This is a genomic window from Xanthomonas arboricola pv. juglandis (genome assembly GCF_001013475.1).
Taxonomy (GTDB): Bacteria; Pseudomonadota; Gammaproteobacteria; order Xanthomonadales; family Xanthomonadaceae; genus Xanthomonas; species Xanthomonas arboricola.
In genome coordinates this window covers 385,266-401,600 of the sequence record NZ_JZEF01000004.1, presented here as the reverse complement: position 1 = coordinate 401,600, position 16,335 = coordinate 385,266, and the positions used below count along the sequence as shown (strand labels likewise).

At 63.9% G+C, this 16,335-nt stretch carries 15 protein-coding genes; 8 read left to right on the top strand and 7 right to left on the bottom strand.

Annotation, left to right across the window (positions count from 1 at the left end):
* Positions 1-927 carry an MlaD family protein gene (locus XARJCFBP2528_RS16735; RefSeq protein ID WP_016903957.1) on the top strand — a complete coding sequence of 309 codons (927 nt, stop codon included), beginning with the start codon at positions 1-3 and terminating at the stop codon, positions 925-927.
* Positions 924-1,568 (top strand): ABC-type transport auxiliary lipoprotein family protein, encoded by a 645-nt coding sequence (locus XARJCFBP2528_RS16730; RefSeq protein WP_026064687.1) that lies wholly within the window; start codon positions 924-926, stop codon positions 1,566-1,568. Before XARJCFBP2528_RS16735 ends, XARJCFBP2528_RS16730 begins: the two co-directional genes overlap by 4 nt.
* Before the next feature lie 466 nt (positions 1,569-2,034).
* Here XARJCFBP2528_RS16730 and XARJCFBP2528_RS16720 read toward each other — a convergent pair whose 3' ends face one another.
* Positions 2,035-2,634 carry an alpha-ketoglutarate-dependent dioxygenase AlkB family protein gene (locus XARJCFBP2528_RS16720; protein WP_016903955.1) on the bottom strand — a complete coding sequence of 200 codons (600 nt, stop codon included), beginning with the start codon at positions 2,632-2,634 and terminating at the stop codon, positions 2,035-2,037.
* Positions 2,635-2,761: 127 nt separating this feature from the next.
* Here XARJCFBP2528_RS16720 and XARJCFBP2528_RS16715 point away from each other — a divergent pair, with 127 nt between their 5' ends.
* Positions 2,762-4,411, top strand: a complete 1,650-nt coding sequence (locus tag XARJCFBP2528_RS16715; RefSeq protein WP_016903954.1) for an electron transfer flavoprotein-ubiquinone oxidoreductase — start codon at positions 2,762-2,764, stop codon at positions 4,409-4,411.
* Between the two features lie 17 nt (positions 4,412-4,428).
* Positions 4,429-6,495: a glycoside hydrolase family 99-like domain-containing protein gene (locus XARJCFBP2528_RS16710; protein ID WP_047124903.1), complete on the top strand. Its 2,067-nt coding sequence runs from the start codon at positions 4,429-4,431 to the stop codon at positions 6,493-6,495.
* A 25-nt stretch (positions 6,496-6,520) separates the two neighbouring features.
* Here XARJCFBP2528_RS16710 and XARJCFBP2528_RS16705 read toward each other — a convergent pair whose 3' ends face one another.
* Together XARJCFBP2528_RS16705 and XARJCFBP2528_RS16700 are read right to left on the bottom strand one after the other, a co-directional pair.
* Positions 6,521-7,162 (bottom strand): CoA transferase subunit B, encoded by a 642-nt coding sequence (locus XARJCFBP2528_RS16705; protein ID WP_016903952.1) that lies wholly within the window; start codon positions 7,160-7,162, stop codon positions 6,521-6,523.
* The gene (locus XARJCFBP2528_RS16700; RefSeq protein WP_016903951.1) at positions 7,162-7,893 is read right to left on the bottom strand and encodes a CoA transferase subunit A; all 732 of its coding nucleotides are present in this window, start codon (positions 7,891-7,893) and stop codon (positions 7,162-7,164) included. The genes XARJCFBP2528_RS16705 and XARJCFBP2528_RS16700 overlap by 1 nt, the downstream gene beginning before the upstream one ends.
* Positions 7,894-8,027: 134 nt before the next feature.
* Here XARJCFBP2528_RS16700 and XARJCFBP2528_RS16695 point away from each other — a divergent pair, with 134 nt between their 5' ends.
* Entirely contained in the window at positions 8,028-9,374 is a 1,347-nt protein-coding gene (locus XARJCFBP2528_RS16695; RefSeq protein ID WP_016903950.1) for a phosphohexomutase domain-containing protein, read from the top strand.
* 48 nt (positions 9,375-9,422) lie between these two features.
* Entirely contained in the window at positions 9,423-10,826 is a 1,404-nt protein-coding gene (locus tag XARJCFBP2528_RS16690) for a mannose-1-phosphate guanylyltransferase/mannose-6-phosphate isomerase (protein WP_016903949.1), read from the top strand.
* 115 nt (positions 10,827-10,941) lie between these two features.
* On the opposite strand, the gene rfbD is transcribed toward XARJCFBP2528_RS16690, so the two are convergent.
* From rfbD to rfbB, 4 genes are all read right to left on the bottom strand, one after another.
* Positions 10,942-11,850, bottom strand: coding sequence for a dTDP-4-dehydrorhamnose reductase (gene rfbD, locus XARJCFBP2528_RS16685; RefSeq protein WP_047124902.1), 909 nt, complete (start codon positions 11,848-11,850; stop codon positions 10,942-10,944).
* Positions 11,847-12,404, bottom strand: a complete 558-nt coding sequence (gene rfbC, locus XARJCFBP2528_RS16680; protein WP_016903935.1) for a dTDP-4-dehydrorhamnose 3,5-epimerase — start codon at positions 12,402-12,404, stop codon at positions 11,847-11,849. The genes rfbD and rfbC overlap by 4 nt, the downstream gene beginning before the upstream one ends.
* A complete protein-coding gene (gene rfbA, locus XARJCFBP2528_RS16675; RefSeq protein ID WP_016903936.1) occupies positions 12,401-13,288 on the bottom strand; it encodes a glucose-1-phosphate thymidylyltransferase RfbA in 888 nt (295 codons plus the stop codon). Before rfbA ends, rfbC begins: the two co-directional genes overlap by 4 nt.
* 63 nt (positions 13,289-13,351) lie before the next feature.
* Positions 13,352-14,407, bottom strand: coding sequence for a dTDP-glucose 4,6-dehydratase (gene rfbB / locus XARJCFBP2528_RS16670; RefSeq protein WP_026064683.1), 1,056 nt, complete (start codon positions 14,405-14,407; stop codon positions 13,352-13,354).
* A 226-nt stretch (positions 14,408-14,633) separates the two neighbouring features.
* On the opposite strand from rfbB, the gene XARJCFBP2528_RS16665 reads away from it, so the two are divergent.
* Both XARJCFBP2528_RS16665 and XARJCFBP2528_RS16660 read left to right on the top strand, forming a co-directional pair.
* Positions 14,634-15,380 carry an electron transfer flavoprotein subunit beta/FixA family protein gene (locus XARJCFBP2528_RS16665; protein WP_016903938.1) on the top strand — a complete coding sequence of 249 codons (747 nt, stop codon included), beginning with the start codon at positions 14,634-14,636 and terminating at the stop codon, positions 15,378-15,380.
* Complete coding sequence (locus XARJCFBP2528_RS16660; RefSeq protein WP_016903939.1) at positions 15,380-16,324, top strand: electron transfer flavoprotein subunit alpha/FixB family protein; 945 nt, start codon at positions 15,380-15,382, stop codon at positions 16,322-16,324. Before XARJCFBP2528_RS16665 ends, XARJCFBP2528_RS16660 begins: the two co-directional genes overlap by 1 nt.
* Positions 16,325-16,335 lie beyond the last annotated feature (11 nt).

Here is a 16,335-nt window from a genome sequence, read left to right as displayed (position 1 = left end):
ATGGAAACCAAAGCCAATTACGTCTTGATCGGCGCCTTCACCATCGTGGCGGGCCTGGCCCTGCTGCTGTTCGGGCTATGGGCCGCAAAATACTCCTCCGACCGTACCTGGCAGCAATACCGGGTGGTGTTCCGCGAGGCGGTGACCGGCCTGACGGTCGGCAGCCCGGTGCAATACAACGGCATCGCGGTGGGCTCGATCACCGAGCTGACGCTGGCGCCGAACGACCCGCGCCAGGTGGTCGCGCACGTGCGGGTGAACTCCACCACGCCGATCAAGAGCGACACGCGCGCCAAGCTGGCCATCACCAGCCTGACCGGCCCGTCGATCATCCAGCTCTCCGGTGGCACGCCCGAGGCACCGTCGCTGACCACCATCGACAAGAGCGATGCGCCGATCATCCAGACCACGCCGTCGGCATTGCAGAACATCACCGACACCGCCAACCGCATCGTCGAGCGCATGGACCAGATGCTCTCGGACAAGAACGTGGCCAGCATCACCGCCACCTTGCAGAATCTGGAAAAGATCAGTGGTGGCATCGCCGATCGCGACGAAGGCATGCAGGCGCTGATCGTCAGCGCGCGCGATGCCGCACGCAATCTGGACACCACCCTGACCACCACCAACGGCACCATCAAGCGGCTGGACCAGAACCTGGTGCAGCAGTTGCCGGGCATCCTGGAAAAGCTCGATGCCACCCTGGTCAAGCTGGATTCGGCCGCCGGCAACGCCGACAACATCCTTGGCGAGAACCGCGCGGCCATCAATAGTTTTGCCAACGATGGCCTGGGCCAGCTCGGGCCCACGCTGACCGAATTGCGCGGCCTGATCCGTGACCTGCGCCGGGTCAGCGACAAACTGGACAACAACCCTGCGCGCTACCTGCTCGGCCGCGACGCACCCAAGGAGTTCGAACCGAAATGACTGCCATGCGCCTGTTGCGTCCCATGTTGTGCGTCTCGTTGCTGGCGCTGGGCGGCTGCTCGGTGTTGACCGGCGGCGACAAGAAGCCGGCCACCATCTACGCACCTAACGTGCGGATTGCGCCGAACCCGTCCTGGCCGCAGGTAACCTGGCAACTGTCGGTGTCCAAGCCCAGCGCCGCGCGGGTGATCGACAGCCCGCGCATCAACGTGCGCCCGACCCCGGGCGAGTTGCAGGTCTATCACGGCGCAGGCTGGGCGCAGCCGGCCACCGACATGCTGGAAGACAGCGTGGTCCGCGCGTTCGAGGACTCCGGCAAGATCGCCGCCGTCGCCCGTATCGGCACCGGCATCCGCTCCGACTACAAACTGGCGATCGACCTGCGCCGCTTCGAGTCCGATTACGCCGGCCAGTCGCTGCCCTCGGCCACCATCGAACTCAATGCCAAACTGCTGCACGCTGCCGATCAGCGCGTGGTGGCCTCGCGCACCTTCCTGGTCGCACGCCCGTCCAGCGGCACCGACACGGCTGCCGTGGCAGCGGCATTCGAACAGGCGATGACGCAGGTCACCACCGAGCTGGTCGGCTGGACCTTGATCACCGGCCAGCAGGACAGCCAGAGCCTGCCGCGTTCGTTGTAAGCGCAGGCGACAGTTCTTAGAGCGGTTAACAAAGCACTTCACGCCGGTCTACCGCGGGGCGGCTGATCTGCGGCCTGGCTGCAGGCCCTTGCCCGCCCACCATCGCGGGACACGCCGCAAGTACGTCCATGTAGGCTCTTCTGCGGCATCCATGCCGCATAAGGTCCCGCGATGGTGGGCGGGCAAGGACCAGTCGAGATGGTCGGTGTGCATGGCTTTCAACAAAGCAGCCAGCAAACTGTCTGGTGCGGTGTCCTCACCGATTGCGGGACCGTGTGGCGGCATGGATGCCGCCACCGAGCCCCCAGGGACGGGTTCACGGCGTGTCCCGCGAGCGGTGAGGGCACCGCGCCCTCGACCCACTCAGCGTTTGACTCGGACTGCTGACTGCATCCACCAAGATGTGGACAACAAAAACACTGCACTCACCGCCAGCCTAGCGCTCGCTACGCTTCGTTAGCCGCTCTTATGGCCGGGACACGCGCGGCGCAATCTGACGAAAGGTCAGATTGATGCGCTCGCCGATGGGCTTTGCGGTGCGCGGCAATGCATGCTTGTAGTGGCGCTGGGTATCGCCTGCCATCAGCAGCAGATCGCCGTGCCCCAATTCCAGCGTCTGCTTCAACGCAGCATCGTCGCGATGCTTGAATGCAAAGCGCCGCGTCGCACCCAGGCTTACCGAGGCGATCAATGGTCTCGCGCCCAACTCCGGCTCGTCGTCGCTATGCCAGCCCATCGCATCGTTGCCGCTGCGGTAACGGTTGGCCAGCACGCTGTTGAACGGCGCCCCGGTTTCGGCCTGCAGGCGCGTGCGTAGAGGCTGCAATACCTCCAGCCACGGCTGCGGCGCGAACTGCGTGCCCGAGTAGCGATAGCTGGCGTCCGGATCGCCCATCCAGCTGCTCAGACGCGGCGAATCGACCGTGCGCCCGAACATGCGGATGCGATGCACCTCCCACTGCACCTGCGTCAGCAGCGCCTGCAGCAGCGCATCGGCCTGCGCGCGCGGCAACCAGCCGCGACACCAGGCGATCTCCGCTTGCGGCAACGCCACCCGAATCTTCATGCATCAAACGCTAGCACGCGCCCGCTGAGTGGAGGCTGCGCGGCGCGGATGAATCGATCCGATTTGCCGCCGTCACATCGAATCCCGGAAAATGCGCAGCAGCCATCGAGCCAACGGGAGCGGAGCAATGTCGGAAGCAGGAGTCGGCGCAAATGCGCCAGAGACGGTCGAGCGCGACGTGATGGAGTACGACGTCGTCACCGTCGGCGCCGGTCCGGCAGGGCTGGCCTTTGCGATCCGGCTCAAGCAGCTCGATCCGGCCATCAGCGTCTGCGTGATCGAAAAATCCAGCACCATCGGTGCGCATATCCTGTCCGGCGCGGTGATCGAGCCGGGTCCGCTGGATGCCTTGCTGCCGGGCTGGCGCGACAACCCGCCGCCGATCTGCGTAGCCGCCACCGACGACGAATTCTGGTTTCTCGGCAAGGACAGCGCGCGCAAGTTCCCGGTGGTGCCGCCAGGCATGCGCAACCACGGCAACTTCATCGTCAGCCTGGGCGCAATGTGCGCCTGGCTGGCGCCGCAGGCCGAAGCGCTGGGCGTGGAGATCTACCCGGGCTTTGCCGCCGCCGAAACCCTGCACGACGACAACGACCAGGTCATCGGCGTGCGTATCGGCGACATGGGCGTGGCCAAGGACGGTTCGCACAAACCCGGTTACACCGCCGGCATCGACATCCGTGCCAAGGTCACCGTGCTGGCCGAAGGCGCGCGCGGGCATCTGACCAAGCGCCTGCTCAAACGCTTCGACCTCACCGCCGATGCCGACCCGCAGGGCTATTCGATCGGCATCAAGGAGCTGTGGCAGGTACCGGAAGGGCGCGTCAGTCCCGGCAAGATCGTGCACACACTGGGCTGGCCGGCCGACAACCGCACCTATGGCGGCAGCTTCCTGTATCACCTGGACAACAACCAGATCGCGCTCGGTTACGTGAGCGGACTGGACTACAGCGACCCGAAGTACCAGCCGTGGGAAGCCTTCCAGCAATGGAAGAACCACGCGCTGATCAAGCCATTGCTGGAAGGCGGCAGCATCCTCTCGGCCGGCGCGCGCGCCATCGTCACCGGCGGCTGGCAGTCGCTGCCGAAGGTGGAAATGCCCGGTGCCCTGCTGATCGGCGACACCGCCGGCCTGCTCAACGTGCCCAAGATCAAGGGCACCCATCAGGCGATCCGCAGCGGCATGCTGGCCGCCGAACATCTGGTGCAATCGCAGCTGGCGCCGCAAGGCTTCGACGCGAAACTGCGCGCGTCCGATGCGATGGCCGAGTTGAAGCAGGTGCGCAACATCAAGCCCGGTTTCAAGAAGGGCCTGTGGTTCGGCCTGCTCAATGCCGCCTGGGAAACCGCGCTCAAGGGCGCCTCGCCATGGACGCTGAAGAACAAACCCGACTGGTCGGCATTGCACAAGATCGGCGACTACGAGCAACCCAACCGCGACTACGGCACGCGCGAGCTCGCCCCGCGCGACCGCCTGCAGGCGGTCTACTTCGCTGCCACCGAGCACGACGAAGACCAGCCCGTGCATCTGAAGGTGCTCGACACCGACGTCTGCGCCACCCGCTGCGTGCAGGAATACGACAACCCCTGCACCCGCTTCTGCCCGGCCAACGTCTACGAAATGGTCGCAGACACCGGCAGCCCCTCCGGCAAGCGCCTGCAGATCAACGCCGCCAACTGCGTGCACTGCAAGACCTGCGACATCAAGGACCCGTACGAGATCATCACCTGGGTCACGCCGGAGGGTGGTTCGGGCCCGAACTACCAGAATCTGTGAGTACAGCGGGACGCTCGATGCAGTCACGTGTGCGCGCGCAGCTGTTTGGACTGTTGCGCGCAGGGTTTCGCGCAATTCCTTTAACTGACGCAACGCGTGACCGGTGGCGTAGCTGGTTCCTGGACCGACATGCCGACTGGGTACCTGAGCCTGTACGCGGCCGCGCAGTCCATGGCATCTCGCGACGCCCTGCAGCACGCAGTGACGAAGCGGCGATCGGCCACGTACCTTATCGCACTGCCGCATTGCCGGAGACGCTTCCCGCAACCCTGGTTGCGTTCTATCTGCCGCAATTTCATCCCATCCCGGAGAACGATGCGTGGTGGGGCAAAGGCTTTACCGAATGGCGCAACGTCAGCCGCGCGCTTGCACAGTTTGAAGGCCATCAACAACCACGCCTTCCGGCGGATCTGGGCTTCTATGACCTTCGCACACCACAGGTCATGCGCGAGCAGGCACGTTTGGCACAAGAGTACGGCCTTGGCGCGTTTTGCTTTTACTTCTACTGGTTTGCCGGTAAGACCCTGCTGGAAATGCCGATTGCCCAACGGCACGAAGATACCTCGATCACGTTGCCTTTTTGCCTTTGCTGGGCAAACGAGAAGTGGGCGCGCCGCTGGGATGGCCGTGGCGATGACATTCTGATCGACCAGGCGCACAGCGCCGACGACGACCTCGCCTTTATTGCCCATATCGCGACATATCTACGCAATCCAACATATCTGCGGGTGGATGGCCGCCCGTTACTGTTGGTGTATCGGCCACATTTATTGCCCGATCCCGCACAGACCGCAGCGCGTTGGCGCAGGTGGTGTCGCGAGAACGGGGTCGGCGAAATTCATCTGGCCTACGTGCAGGGTTTCGAGCGCCCCGATCCGCGCGACATCGGATTCGATGCTGCAGTCGAATTCCCTCCCAACATGAGTACGCCAGCGTCGGTCACTGCCAGACAGCGATTGCTGAACCCGGAGTTCAACGGCGAGGTACTCGATTGGCGAGAACTTGCGCGCGACATGGAGCAGCGACCGCTACGCGAGTACACGCTATATCCGGGGGTCAATCCGGGCTGGGACAACGAACCACGACGCTCGGGAAAAGGACGCATCTACCTGCACGCATCCCCCCGCCGCTATCGGGACTGGCTATCGCGCACCCTGCGCCATCGCCTCGCCAGTGCGCCGCCAGCTAACCGCATGGTGTTCATCAATGCATGGAACGAGTGGGCCGAAGGTGCGCTACTCGAACCAGATGCGCGCTTGGGACATGCGTGGCTGGAGGCAACACGTCAGGCGCTGACGCGTGCACCAGACGTTGTAACCGAATCACGTTCGCCAAGCGCATGCGTGGTCTTGCACGCCTGGTATCTTGATGTACTGAACGAGATGCTCGATGCAATTGTCGAGTGCGGAACTCCACTGCGCATCATCGTCACGACCGACCTCACCAAGGTCATCGAAGTCAATCAATGCATACAGCAGCGCGGCATCCAGGCCGAGGTGGAAGGCTTTGAAAATCGTGGCCGCGACATCCTGCCTTTCCTGCACGTGGCCAACCGGCTACTCGATGAGGGCGTGCAGCTGGTTTTGAAGCTGCACACCAAGAAATCGACTCATCGCGATGACGGAAACGCATGGCGAAACGAGATGCTCGCCGCATTGCTCATGCCGCAGCGGGTCGATGCGATCATGGATGCGTTCTCTACCGATCCGCTTGTCGGTCTCATGGCACCTGACGGTCATCTCTTACCGGTAACCGACTTTATCGGCGGCAACGCTGACGCACTGGATTATCTTGCTGTTCGCACAGGCACGGATGCACCGGACGCAACTAGCTTGTTTGCTTCCGGTAGCATGTTCTGGGCACGGCTGGAGGCGCTACGCCCATTGCTGGATGCACACCTTCATCCGAGCGAGTTTGAAAGCGAACAAGGGCAGATCGACGGCACCCTCGCCCATGCAATCGAGCGCTTCGTCGGTCTTGCTGTGACCAGTTCCGGGCATCGCGTCACCACGATCGAACAAACACTGGGCATTACCAAAACAGCGTCAGCCGAGCCTTATCGGTATGCACGCAAGGCGCCGTGACAGCACCTTGCGAATTGCAACGCAACTAGTCTCGTGTTTGCACAACGAATGCGACACCGGTTTTGGCGCGCAACTCATCCAGCTCCACTCCCTCGGCCGCCTCCACCAGCACCAACCCGCCATCGGTGACGTCGAATACCGCCAAGTCGGTGATGATGCGATCGACCACGCCGACGCCGGTCAATGGCAGGTCGCATTCGCGCAGGATCTTGTGGCTGCCGTCCTTGGCAACGTGTTCCATCAGCACGACAACGCGCTTGACGCCAGCCACCAGGTCCATCGCGCCACCCATGCCCTTGACCATCTTGCCGGGTACCATCCAGTTAGCCAGGTCGCCGCGCTCGGTGACCTGCATCGCACCGAGAATCGCCAGATCGATGTGCCCGCCACGGATCATCGCAAACGAGTCGTGGCTGCCAAAATAACTGGCGCCGGCACGTGCGGTGACTGTCTGCTTGCCGGCATTGATCAGGTCCGCATCCACCTCGTCTTCGCTGGGAAACGGGCCGATGCCGAGCAGGCCGTTCTCCGATTGCAGCCATACGTCCACGCGATCGGGAATGTGGTTGGCCACCAGCGTCGGCAGGCCGATGCCCAGGTTGACGTAGGCACCATCGGTCAACTCGCGCGCCGCACGTGCGGCCATCTGGTCTCTGGTCCAGGCCATCAGTGCTGTCCTTCGCGCACGGTGCGCTGTTCGATGCGTTTTTCCGGGGTGGCGTTGAGCACCAGCCGGTCGACATAGATGCCGGGCAGATGCACCTGGTCCGGATCAATCGTGCCCACCTCCACGATTTCCTCGACCTCGGCGACGCAGACGCGACCGGCCATGGCGCAGGCCGGGTTGAAGTTACGCGCAGTCTTGCGGAACAACAGATTGCCGGCCGTGTCCGCACGCCAGGCCTTGACCAGCGCGACGTCGGCCTGCAGCGCGGTTTCCATTACGTACTGCTTGCCGTCGAATTGCCGGGTTTCCTTGCCCTGGGCGACGATGGTGCCGTAGCCGGTTGCGGTATAGAACGCTGGAATTCCCGCACCGCCCGCGCGCAGGCGCTCGGCCAGCGTGCCTTGCGGGTTGAACTCCAGCTCCAGTTCGCCGGCCAGGTACTGCCGCTCGAATTCCTTGTTCTCGCCCACGTAGGACGAAATCATCTTGCGGATCTGCCGGGTGGCCAATAATTGACCCAGCCCGAATCCGTCGACACCTGCGTTGTTGGAGATCACGGTCAATCCGTTGACCCCGCTCGCGCGCACTGCCGCGATCAGCGCTTCCGGGATTCCGCACAATCCGAAGCCGCCGACCGCCAGGGTCTGGCCATCGGCCAGCACCCCATCCAGCGCCGCCCCGGCGTCGGCATAGCGTTTGCCGCTTACCGCACCACGTCCACTATTGCTCATCACCGCCCTCGCCTCGCTGATGTAAAGCGGCCATTCTAGCCGCTGACTGTTCCCTGTCCCCGATCGCAATTCCGCCACACCCAAGACACGGCACAGCCGCTAAACTCGGAATTCCCCCACCCCAGGAATTGCCCATGACGCTACCCGCCTTCAAGGCCTACGATATTCGCGGCCGCGTGCCGGATGAACTCAACGAGGACTTGGCGCGCCGCATCGGCGTGGCATTGGCGGCGCAGCTGGAGCAAGGGCCCGTGGTCTTGGGCCACGATGTGCGCCTGGCCAGTCCCGGCCTGCAGGAAGCGCTCTCGGCCGGCCTGCGCGCCAGCGGCCGCGAAGTGATCGACATCGGCCTGTGCGGCACCGAGGAGGTCTATTTCCAGACCGATTACCTCAAGGCAGCCGGCGGCGTGATGGTCACTGCCAGCCATAACCCGATGGACTACAACGGCATGAAGCTGGTCCGCGAGCAGGCGCGGCCGATCAGCTCCGACACCGGCCTGTTCGCGATCCGCGACACCGTCGCTGCCGATACCGCCGCGCCGGGCGAGCCCACCGCAAGCGAGCAGAGCCGCACCGACAAGACCGCCTACCTGGAGCATCTACTCAGCTACGTGGACCGCAGCACGCTCAAGCCTCTAAAGCTGGTGGTCAACGCCGGCAACGGCGGCGCCGGCCTGATCGTCGACCTGCTTGCACCGCAGCTGCCGTTCGAGTTCATCCGCGTCTTCCACGAACCCGATGGCAACTTCCCCAACGGCATCCCCAACCCGCTGCTGCCGGAAAACCGCGACGCCACCGCCAGGGCGGTCAAGGAACACGGCGCCGACTTCGGTATCGCCTGGGACGGCGACTTCGATCGCTGCTTCTTCTTCGACCACACCGGCCGCTTCATCGAAGGTTATTACCTGGTCGGCCTGCTGGCCCAGGCGATTCTGGCCAAGCAGCCGGGTGGCAAGGTCGTGCACGACCCACGCCTGACCTGGAACACCGTCGAGATGGTCGAGGACGCCGGCGGCATCCCGGTGCTGTGCAAGAGCGGCCATGCCTTCATCAAGGAAAAGATGCGCAGCGAAAACGCCGTGTATGGCGGCGAGATGAGCGCGCACCACTATTTCCGCGAGTTCGCCTACGCCGACTCCGGCATGATCCCGTGGTTGTTGATCGCCGAGCTGGTGTCGCAGTCCGGTCGTTCGCTGGCGGATCTGGTCGAGGCGCGCATGCAGAAATTCCCCTGCAGCGGCGAGATCAACTTCAAGGTGGACGATGCCAAGGCGGCGGTTGCACGCGTGATGGATCACTACGGCGATCAGTCGCCAGAACTGGACTACACCGATGGCATCAGTGCCGACTTCGGCCAATGGCGTTTCAACCTGCGCAGCTCCAACACCGAGCCGCTGCTGCGTCTGAACGTGGAAACGCGCGGCGATGCCGCACTGCTGGAAACGCGTACGCAGGAAATTTCCGGTCTGCTGCGCGGCTGATTCACCCCCTCTCCCACCTTTAGACGCACTTTGGAGTTTCCCCCGCCCATGAGCGACGTCCTTCCTATCATCCTGTCCGGCGGTTCCGGCACGCGCCTTTGGCCGTTGTCGCGCGAATCGTATCCCAAGCAGTTCCTGCCGCTGGTCGGCGAGCACAGCATGCTGCAGGCCACCTGGTTGCGTTCCGCCCCGGTGGCGGCGCATGCCCCCATCGTGGTGGCCAACGAAGAACACCGATTCATGGCCGCCGAGCAGCTGCAGCAGTTGGGCGTGAAGCCGTCGGCCATCCTGCTCGAGCCCAAGGGTCGCAATACCGCACCGGCCATCGCCGTTGCTGCACTGGAAGCGACTCGCAACGGTAGCGATCCGCTGCTGCTGGTGCTGCCGTCCGATCACGTGATTCAGGATGAAGCGGCATTCCAGGCCGCGGTCACGTTGGCGGCGACTGCAGCCGAACAAGGCAAGCTGGTCACCTTCGGCATCAAGCCCACCGCGCCCGAAACCGGCTACGGCTATATCAAGGCAAGCGCGGGTACCGGCGTCAGCGCCGTCGAACGCTTCGTCGAAAAGCCCGACCTGGCCACCGCGCAAGGCTATCTGGCCAGCGGCGAGTATTACTGGAACAGCGGCATGTTCCTGTTCCGTGCCTCGCGCTATCTGGAAGAACTGCGCAAGTTCCAGCCCGCCATCGCCGATGCGTGCCAGAAGGCGTGGGAAGGCGGCAAGCGCGACGCCGACTTCACCCGTCTGGACAAAGATGCGTTCGCCTCCAGCCCATCGGATTCGATCGACTATGCGGTGATGGAAAAGACCGCCGATGCGGTGGTGGTGCCGCTGGATGCCGGCTGGAACGATGTCGGTTCGTGGTCGTCGCTGCTGGACGTGTCCAAGCAGGACGCCGACGGCAACGCGCATCATGGCGACGTGATCCAGGTCGACTGCCGCAACACCTACGCCTACGGCTCGCGCTTGATTGCCATGGTCGGCCTGGAAGACGTGGTCGTCGTCGAGACGCCGGATGCCGTGCTGGTCGGTCACCGCGATCGCATCCAGGAGGTCAAGGACGTGGTGGGCCAGATCAAGACGGCTGGCCGTTCCGAGGCCACCTGGCATCGCAAGGTCTATCGCCCGTGGGGTGCTTACGATTCGATCGACATGGGTCACCGTCACCAGGTCAAGCGCATCACCGTCAAGCCCGGCGCCGTGCTCAGCCTGCAGATGCATCACCACCGCGCCGAACACTGGATCGTCGTCAGCGGCACCGCAGAAGTTACGCGTGGCGAAGAGGTGCTGCTGCTCACCGAGAACCAGAGTACCTATATTCCGCTTGGTGTGACCCATCGCCTACGCAATCCTGGCAAATTGCCGCTGGAACTGATCGAAGTGCAGTCCGGCAGCTATCTGGGCGAAGACGACATCGTGCGTTTCGAAGACACCTACGGGCGTACTTGATCGGTCGCTTGCAGGACTCTGCAACACATACGCAAACAGCCGGGGATTCCCGGCTGTTTGTTTTTGCGGCCTGCATGGATCGACGGAACTATCGCCACCGCCCGGAGTCGCCGATTTACTCTCTGGCAGCGGCGATTTCGGCAATCACGCGCTGCAGGCCGAGCTGCCAGTCCGGCAACACGATGTCGAAATCGCGCTGCAATTTGTCGATCGACAGCCGCGAGTACGCCGGCCGCTTTGCGGGCGTCGGATAGTCGGCGGTGGTGATCGGCACCACGCGCGGTGCGCGCGACAACAGGCCTGCGCTGACAGCTTGCTGGAAGATCGCCTCGGCAAAACCATGCCAGCTGGTCTGCCCTGCAGCCGTGAGGTGCCAGGTACCCGACGTGTCGGGTGTGCGTTGGCGCAGCAACTGCGCAGTGACATCGGCAATCAGGGCGGCGGGTGTCGGTGTTCCGACCTGATCGGCCACCACCCGCAGCTCATCGCGCTCGGCACCGACACGCAACATGGTGCGCAGGAAATTCGCGCCGTGCGAGGCGTACACCCATGCCGTGCGCAGGATCAGATGCTGCGCACCCGAAGCGCGGATCGCCTCCTCGCCAGCAAGCTTGGTCTCGCCATACACACCAAGCGGCGAGGTTTGCGCATCCTCCGGATACGGCGCGGTGCCCTGACCGTCGAAGACGTAGTCGGTCGAGTAATGCACCAGCGGTACGTCGTTGGATGCACACCATGCGGCGATGACGCCGGGCGAGGTCGCATTGGCGCGCAATGCGCCGTCGCGGTCCTGCTCGGCGCGATCCACTGCGGTATAGGCGGCGGCATTGACGACGCGGCTCGGGCCGATCCGGTCCAGCAAGGACGCCAGCGTCTGCGGTGCGTCGAAGTCTGCCGTCTCGCAGGCACTGCCATCAGGCAACTGCCCGCTGCGCGTGGTGGCCTGTACTGCACCATCGGCTGCCAGTGCGCGCAGCAGCTCGGTGCCGACCTGCCCGTTCGCCCCAAAGACCAAGGTGGTCACGGGGTAAACACCGGCAAGCGATCGACCGCCACGTCACCAAGGAACGGCGCGTCAGCATCCTTGGCAGACAGCAACGGATCGCTGATCGGCCAATCGATCCCGATCGCAGCGTCGTCCCAGCGCACGCCGGCATCGGCTTCCTTGACATAGACGTCGGTGCACAGGTAACTGAACACTGCACGTTCGGACAACACTGCAAAGCCGTGCGCGAAGCCTTCCGGAATCCAGAACTGCTTCTTGTTCTCCGCGCTCAGCACCACCGCCGCCCATTGACCGAAGTTGGGCGAGCCGTGACGCACATCAACGGCGACGTCATAGACCTCGCCCTCCAGCACGCTGACCAACTTGCCCTGCGGACGCGGCCATTGGTAGTGCAGACCACGCAGCACTCCCTTGGCGGAGGTGGACACGTTGCTCTGCACGAATTGCGTCGGCAAGCCGTGCTGACCGAAGCGTTCGGCATTCCATGTTTCAAAGAAATAGCCGCGCGCATCGCCGAACACTGCCGGCTCGATGACGACGCAACCAGGTAGACGCGTTTCGATCACTTTCAAGGCACTACTCCTCGTACGGCCAATTCGTGCAGATACCTGCCATAGTCATTCTTCAACAACGGCGCCGCCAGGCGCTCCAGCTGCTCCGCATCGATCCAGCCCTGACCAAATGCGATTTCTTCCGGGCAGCACACCTGCAGGCCCTGACGCATCTGGATGGTCTCGATGAAATTGGCCGCTTCGTGCAATGACTGATGCGTGCCGGTATCCAGCCATGCATATCCGCGCCCCAGCGGCTCCAGGTGCAGATTGCCGGCATCGAGATAGCAGCGATTGAGATCGGTGATCTCCAGCTCGCCGCGCGGCGAGGGCTTCAATGCAGCGGCGTAGTCGCTGGCCTTGCCGTCATAGAAATACAAGCCGGTGACCGCGTAGTTGGAGCGGGGCTTTTCCGGCTTTTCGGCAATGTCGATGACCTTGCCTTGCTGATCGAATTCGGCAACGCCATAGCGCTCCGGGTCGTTGACCCAGTAACCGAAGACGGTTGCACCTTGCTCACGCGCATCGGCGCGGCGCAAGGTATCGGTCAGACCATGCCCATGGAAGATATTGTCGCCCAACACCAGGCAACTCGGTTTGCCGTCGACGAACTCGCGACCGATCAGATAGGCCTGCGCCAGACCATCAGGGCTGGGCTGCACGGCATACTGGATATTGACGCCCCACTGGGAACCATCGCCCAGCAGCGACTGGAACAGCGCCTGCTCGTGCGGCGTATTGATGATCAGGATGTCGCGGATACCCGCGAGCATCAGCACGCTCAGCGGGTAGTAGATCATCGGCTTGTCGTACACCGGCAACAGCTGCTTGCTGACGCCCTTGGTGATCGGGTACAGGCGCGTGCCGGAGCCGCCCGCCAGAATGATGCCTTTACGTTGTGTCATCAGGGATGTCCTGTTGAGGCCCGCACACGCTTACACGCGCGGGCTCTTGCCTAAGGGCTCGCGTTAGGCCGCGGCGCCGATCCGTTCCAGCCGATAGCTGCCATCCAGCACGCCCTGCACCCAGGTCTGGTTGGTCAGGTACCACTCCACCGTCTGCGCGATGCCTTGCTCGAAGGTATACGCTGGCTCCCAACCCAGCTCGCTCTTCAACTTGGAGGCATCGATCGCGTAGCGACGATCGTGTCCGGGGCGATCGGTGACATAGGTGATCTGGCTCGCGCGCGGCTTGCCATCCTCACGCGGGCGATGCTGATCCAGCAGCGCACAGATCGCCTGCACGACCTCGATGTTCTGGCGCTCGGAGTTGCCGCCCACGTTGTAGGTCTCGCCGACCTTGCCCTTAGCCAGCACGGTGCGGATCGCCTCGCAGTGGTCGCTGACGAACAACCAGTCGCGCACCTGCTTGCCATCGCCGTACACCGGCAACGGCTCGCCGGCCAGCGCCTTGGCGATCACCAGCGGAATGAGCTTTTCCGGGAAATGGTATGGGCCGTAGTTGTTCGAGCAGTTGGTGGTCAGTACCGGCAGCCCGTAGGTGTGGTGGAACGCGCGCACCAGGTGATCCGAGGCGGCCTTGGACGCCGAGTACGGAGAATTGGGCGCATACGGCGTGGTCTCGGTGAACTTGCCGGTCTCGCCCAGCGTGCCATAGACCTCGTCGGTGGACACATGCAGGAACCGGAAGGCCTCGCGACGCGCATCCGGCAGCGCCTTCCAGTAGTCGCGTACGGCCTCGAGCAAAGCCAGGGTACCGACGACGTTGGTCTGGACGAACGCGCCAGGGCCTTCGATCGAGCGATCCACATGGCTTTCGGCAGCGAAGTTCAGCACTGCGTCCGGCTGGTGTTCCTGCAGCAGACGGGTCACGAGCGCGCCGTCGCCGATGTCGCCCTTGACGAAGACATGGTCGGCATTGCCTTCCAGCGACGCCAGCGTGTTCAGGTTCCCCGCATAGGTGAGCGCATCGAGATTGATCACGCGGATCCCGCGTGCAACTGCTTCAAGAACAAAGTTTCCGCCGATAAAGCCGGCACCGCCGGTTACTAGCCAAGTCGCCACTATCTACCCCTCCTGGTCGCGCGCGCTGCGCTGCGTTTCAAACGACATAGGATATACGGTCCTAAGCAGATCCAGCTCAAGCGCATTAGGCAAACATGCCTCAATTGCCGCGCCGCAGCATCCATACGCCATCGCATGGTTCATCCCGCCCGGTTAGAATAGCCCCACTCCCGAGCCTGCCGCCGCGGCCGGGCCTTCCCGCAACAGCTGAAGGATCTCGTACACGATGAAAATCCTCGTCGCCTACAAGCGCGTGGTGGACTACAACGTCCGCATTCAGGTCAAGCCCGATGGCTCCGGTGTGGTCACCGACGGCGTCAAGCTCTCGCCCAACCCGTTCGACGAAATCGCCCTGGAAGAGGCGTTGCGCCTGCGCGACGCCGGCATCGCCACCGAGGTGGTGGTCGCCACCCTGGCACCGGCAGATGCTGCGGCGCATCTGCGCAATGGCCTGGCCATGGGCGCCAACCGCGCCATCCACGTGGTCACCGACGCGGCCATCCAGCCGCTGACCGCCGCGCGTACCCTGCTCAAGCTGGTCGAGAAAGAGCAGCCGGACCTGGTCATCCTGGGCAAGCAGGCGATCGACGACGACGCCAATCAGACTGGCCAGATGCTGGCCACCCTGTGGGGCCGCCCGCAGGCGACCTTCGCCGGAAAGCTGGTGGTCGCCGATGGCAAGGCCACGGTGACCCGCGAAGTCGATGCCGGCCTGGAGACGCTGGAAGTGGACCTGCCGGCAGTGGTCACCACCGATCTGCGCCTGAACGAGCCACGCTTCATCAAGCTGCCGGACATCATGAAGGCCAAGAGCAAGCCGCTGGAAACGCTGGCCTTTGCCGATCTCGGCGTCGATGCGCACGACAGCCTGGCCACTACCCACTACGCGCCGCCGTCCAAGCGCAGCCGCGGCGTGATGGTCAAGGACGCCGCCGAGCTGGTGGCCGCACTCAAGCAGAAGGGGTTGCTGTAATGGCCAAGGTTCTCATTGTTGCCGAACATCTCAACGGCCAGCTCAACGCGGCCACCGCCAAGACCCTCAGCGCCGCGCTGGCCGTGTCGGCCGAGTCCATCGACATCGTCGTGCTGGCGGCCGATCCGGCCGCGGTTGCGGCGCAGGCCGCGCAGCTGGCGGGTGTTGCTCGCGTGCTGACAGTGGCAAACGCCGCTAACGAACATGCCATCGCGCAGGTACTGGGGCCGCAGATCGCCCAGCTCGCCGGCCAGGGCTATACCCATGTGTTCGGCCCCTCGACCACGTTCGGCAAGGACCTGATGCCGGTGGTTGCCGCGTTGCTGGGTGTCAACCAGGTCTCCGACCTGATGGCGGTCGAAGATGCCTACACCTTCAAGCGCCCGATCTACGCAGGCAATGCGATCATCACGGTGAAAGCGCCGGCCGACCAGGTCGTGGTCGCCACCGTGCGCAGCGCCTCCTGGCCGGAAGCGGCAGCCGGCGGCAGTGCGACGGTCGAAGCAGTCACCGTCGATGCCGCGCTGCCCACCCATACCCGCTTCGTCGGCTTGGCCGCAGGCAGCTCCGACCGCCCGGACCTGCAGAGCGCCAAGCGCGTGGTCTCCGGCGGCCGCGGCGTCGGCTCGGCCGAGAACTTCCAGCACATCTACAGCCTGGCCGACAAACTCGGCGCCGCCGTGGGCGCCTCACGCGCCGCCGTGGATGCCGGCTACGTACCGAACGAGCTGCAGGTCGGCCAGACCGGCAAGATCATCGCGCCCGAGCTGTACGTGGCGATCGGCATCAGCGGGGCGATCCAGCATCTGACCGGCATCAAGGACGCCGGCACGATCGTGGCGATCAACAAGGACCCGGAATCGCCGATCTTCGAGATTGCCGACATCGGGTTGGTGGGGGATTTGTTCACCCTGCTTCCGGAGCTGGAGGCTGCGCTGGGCTGAGGCCCTTCTGC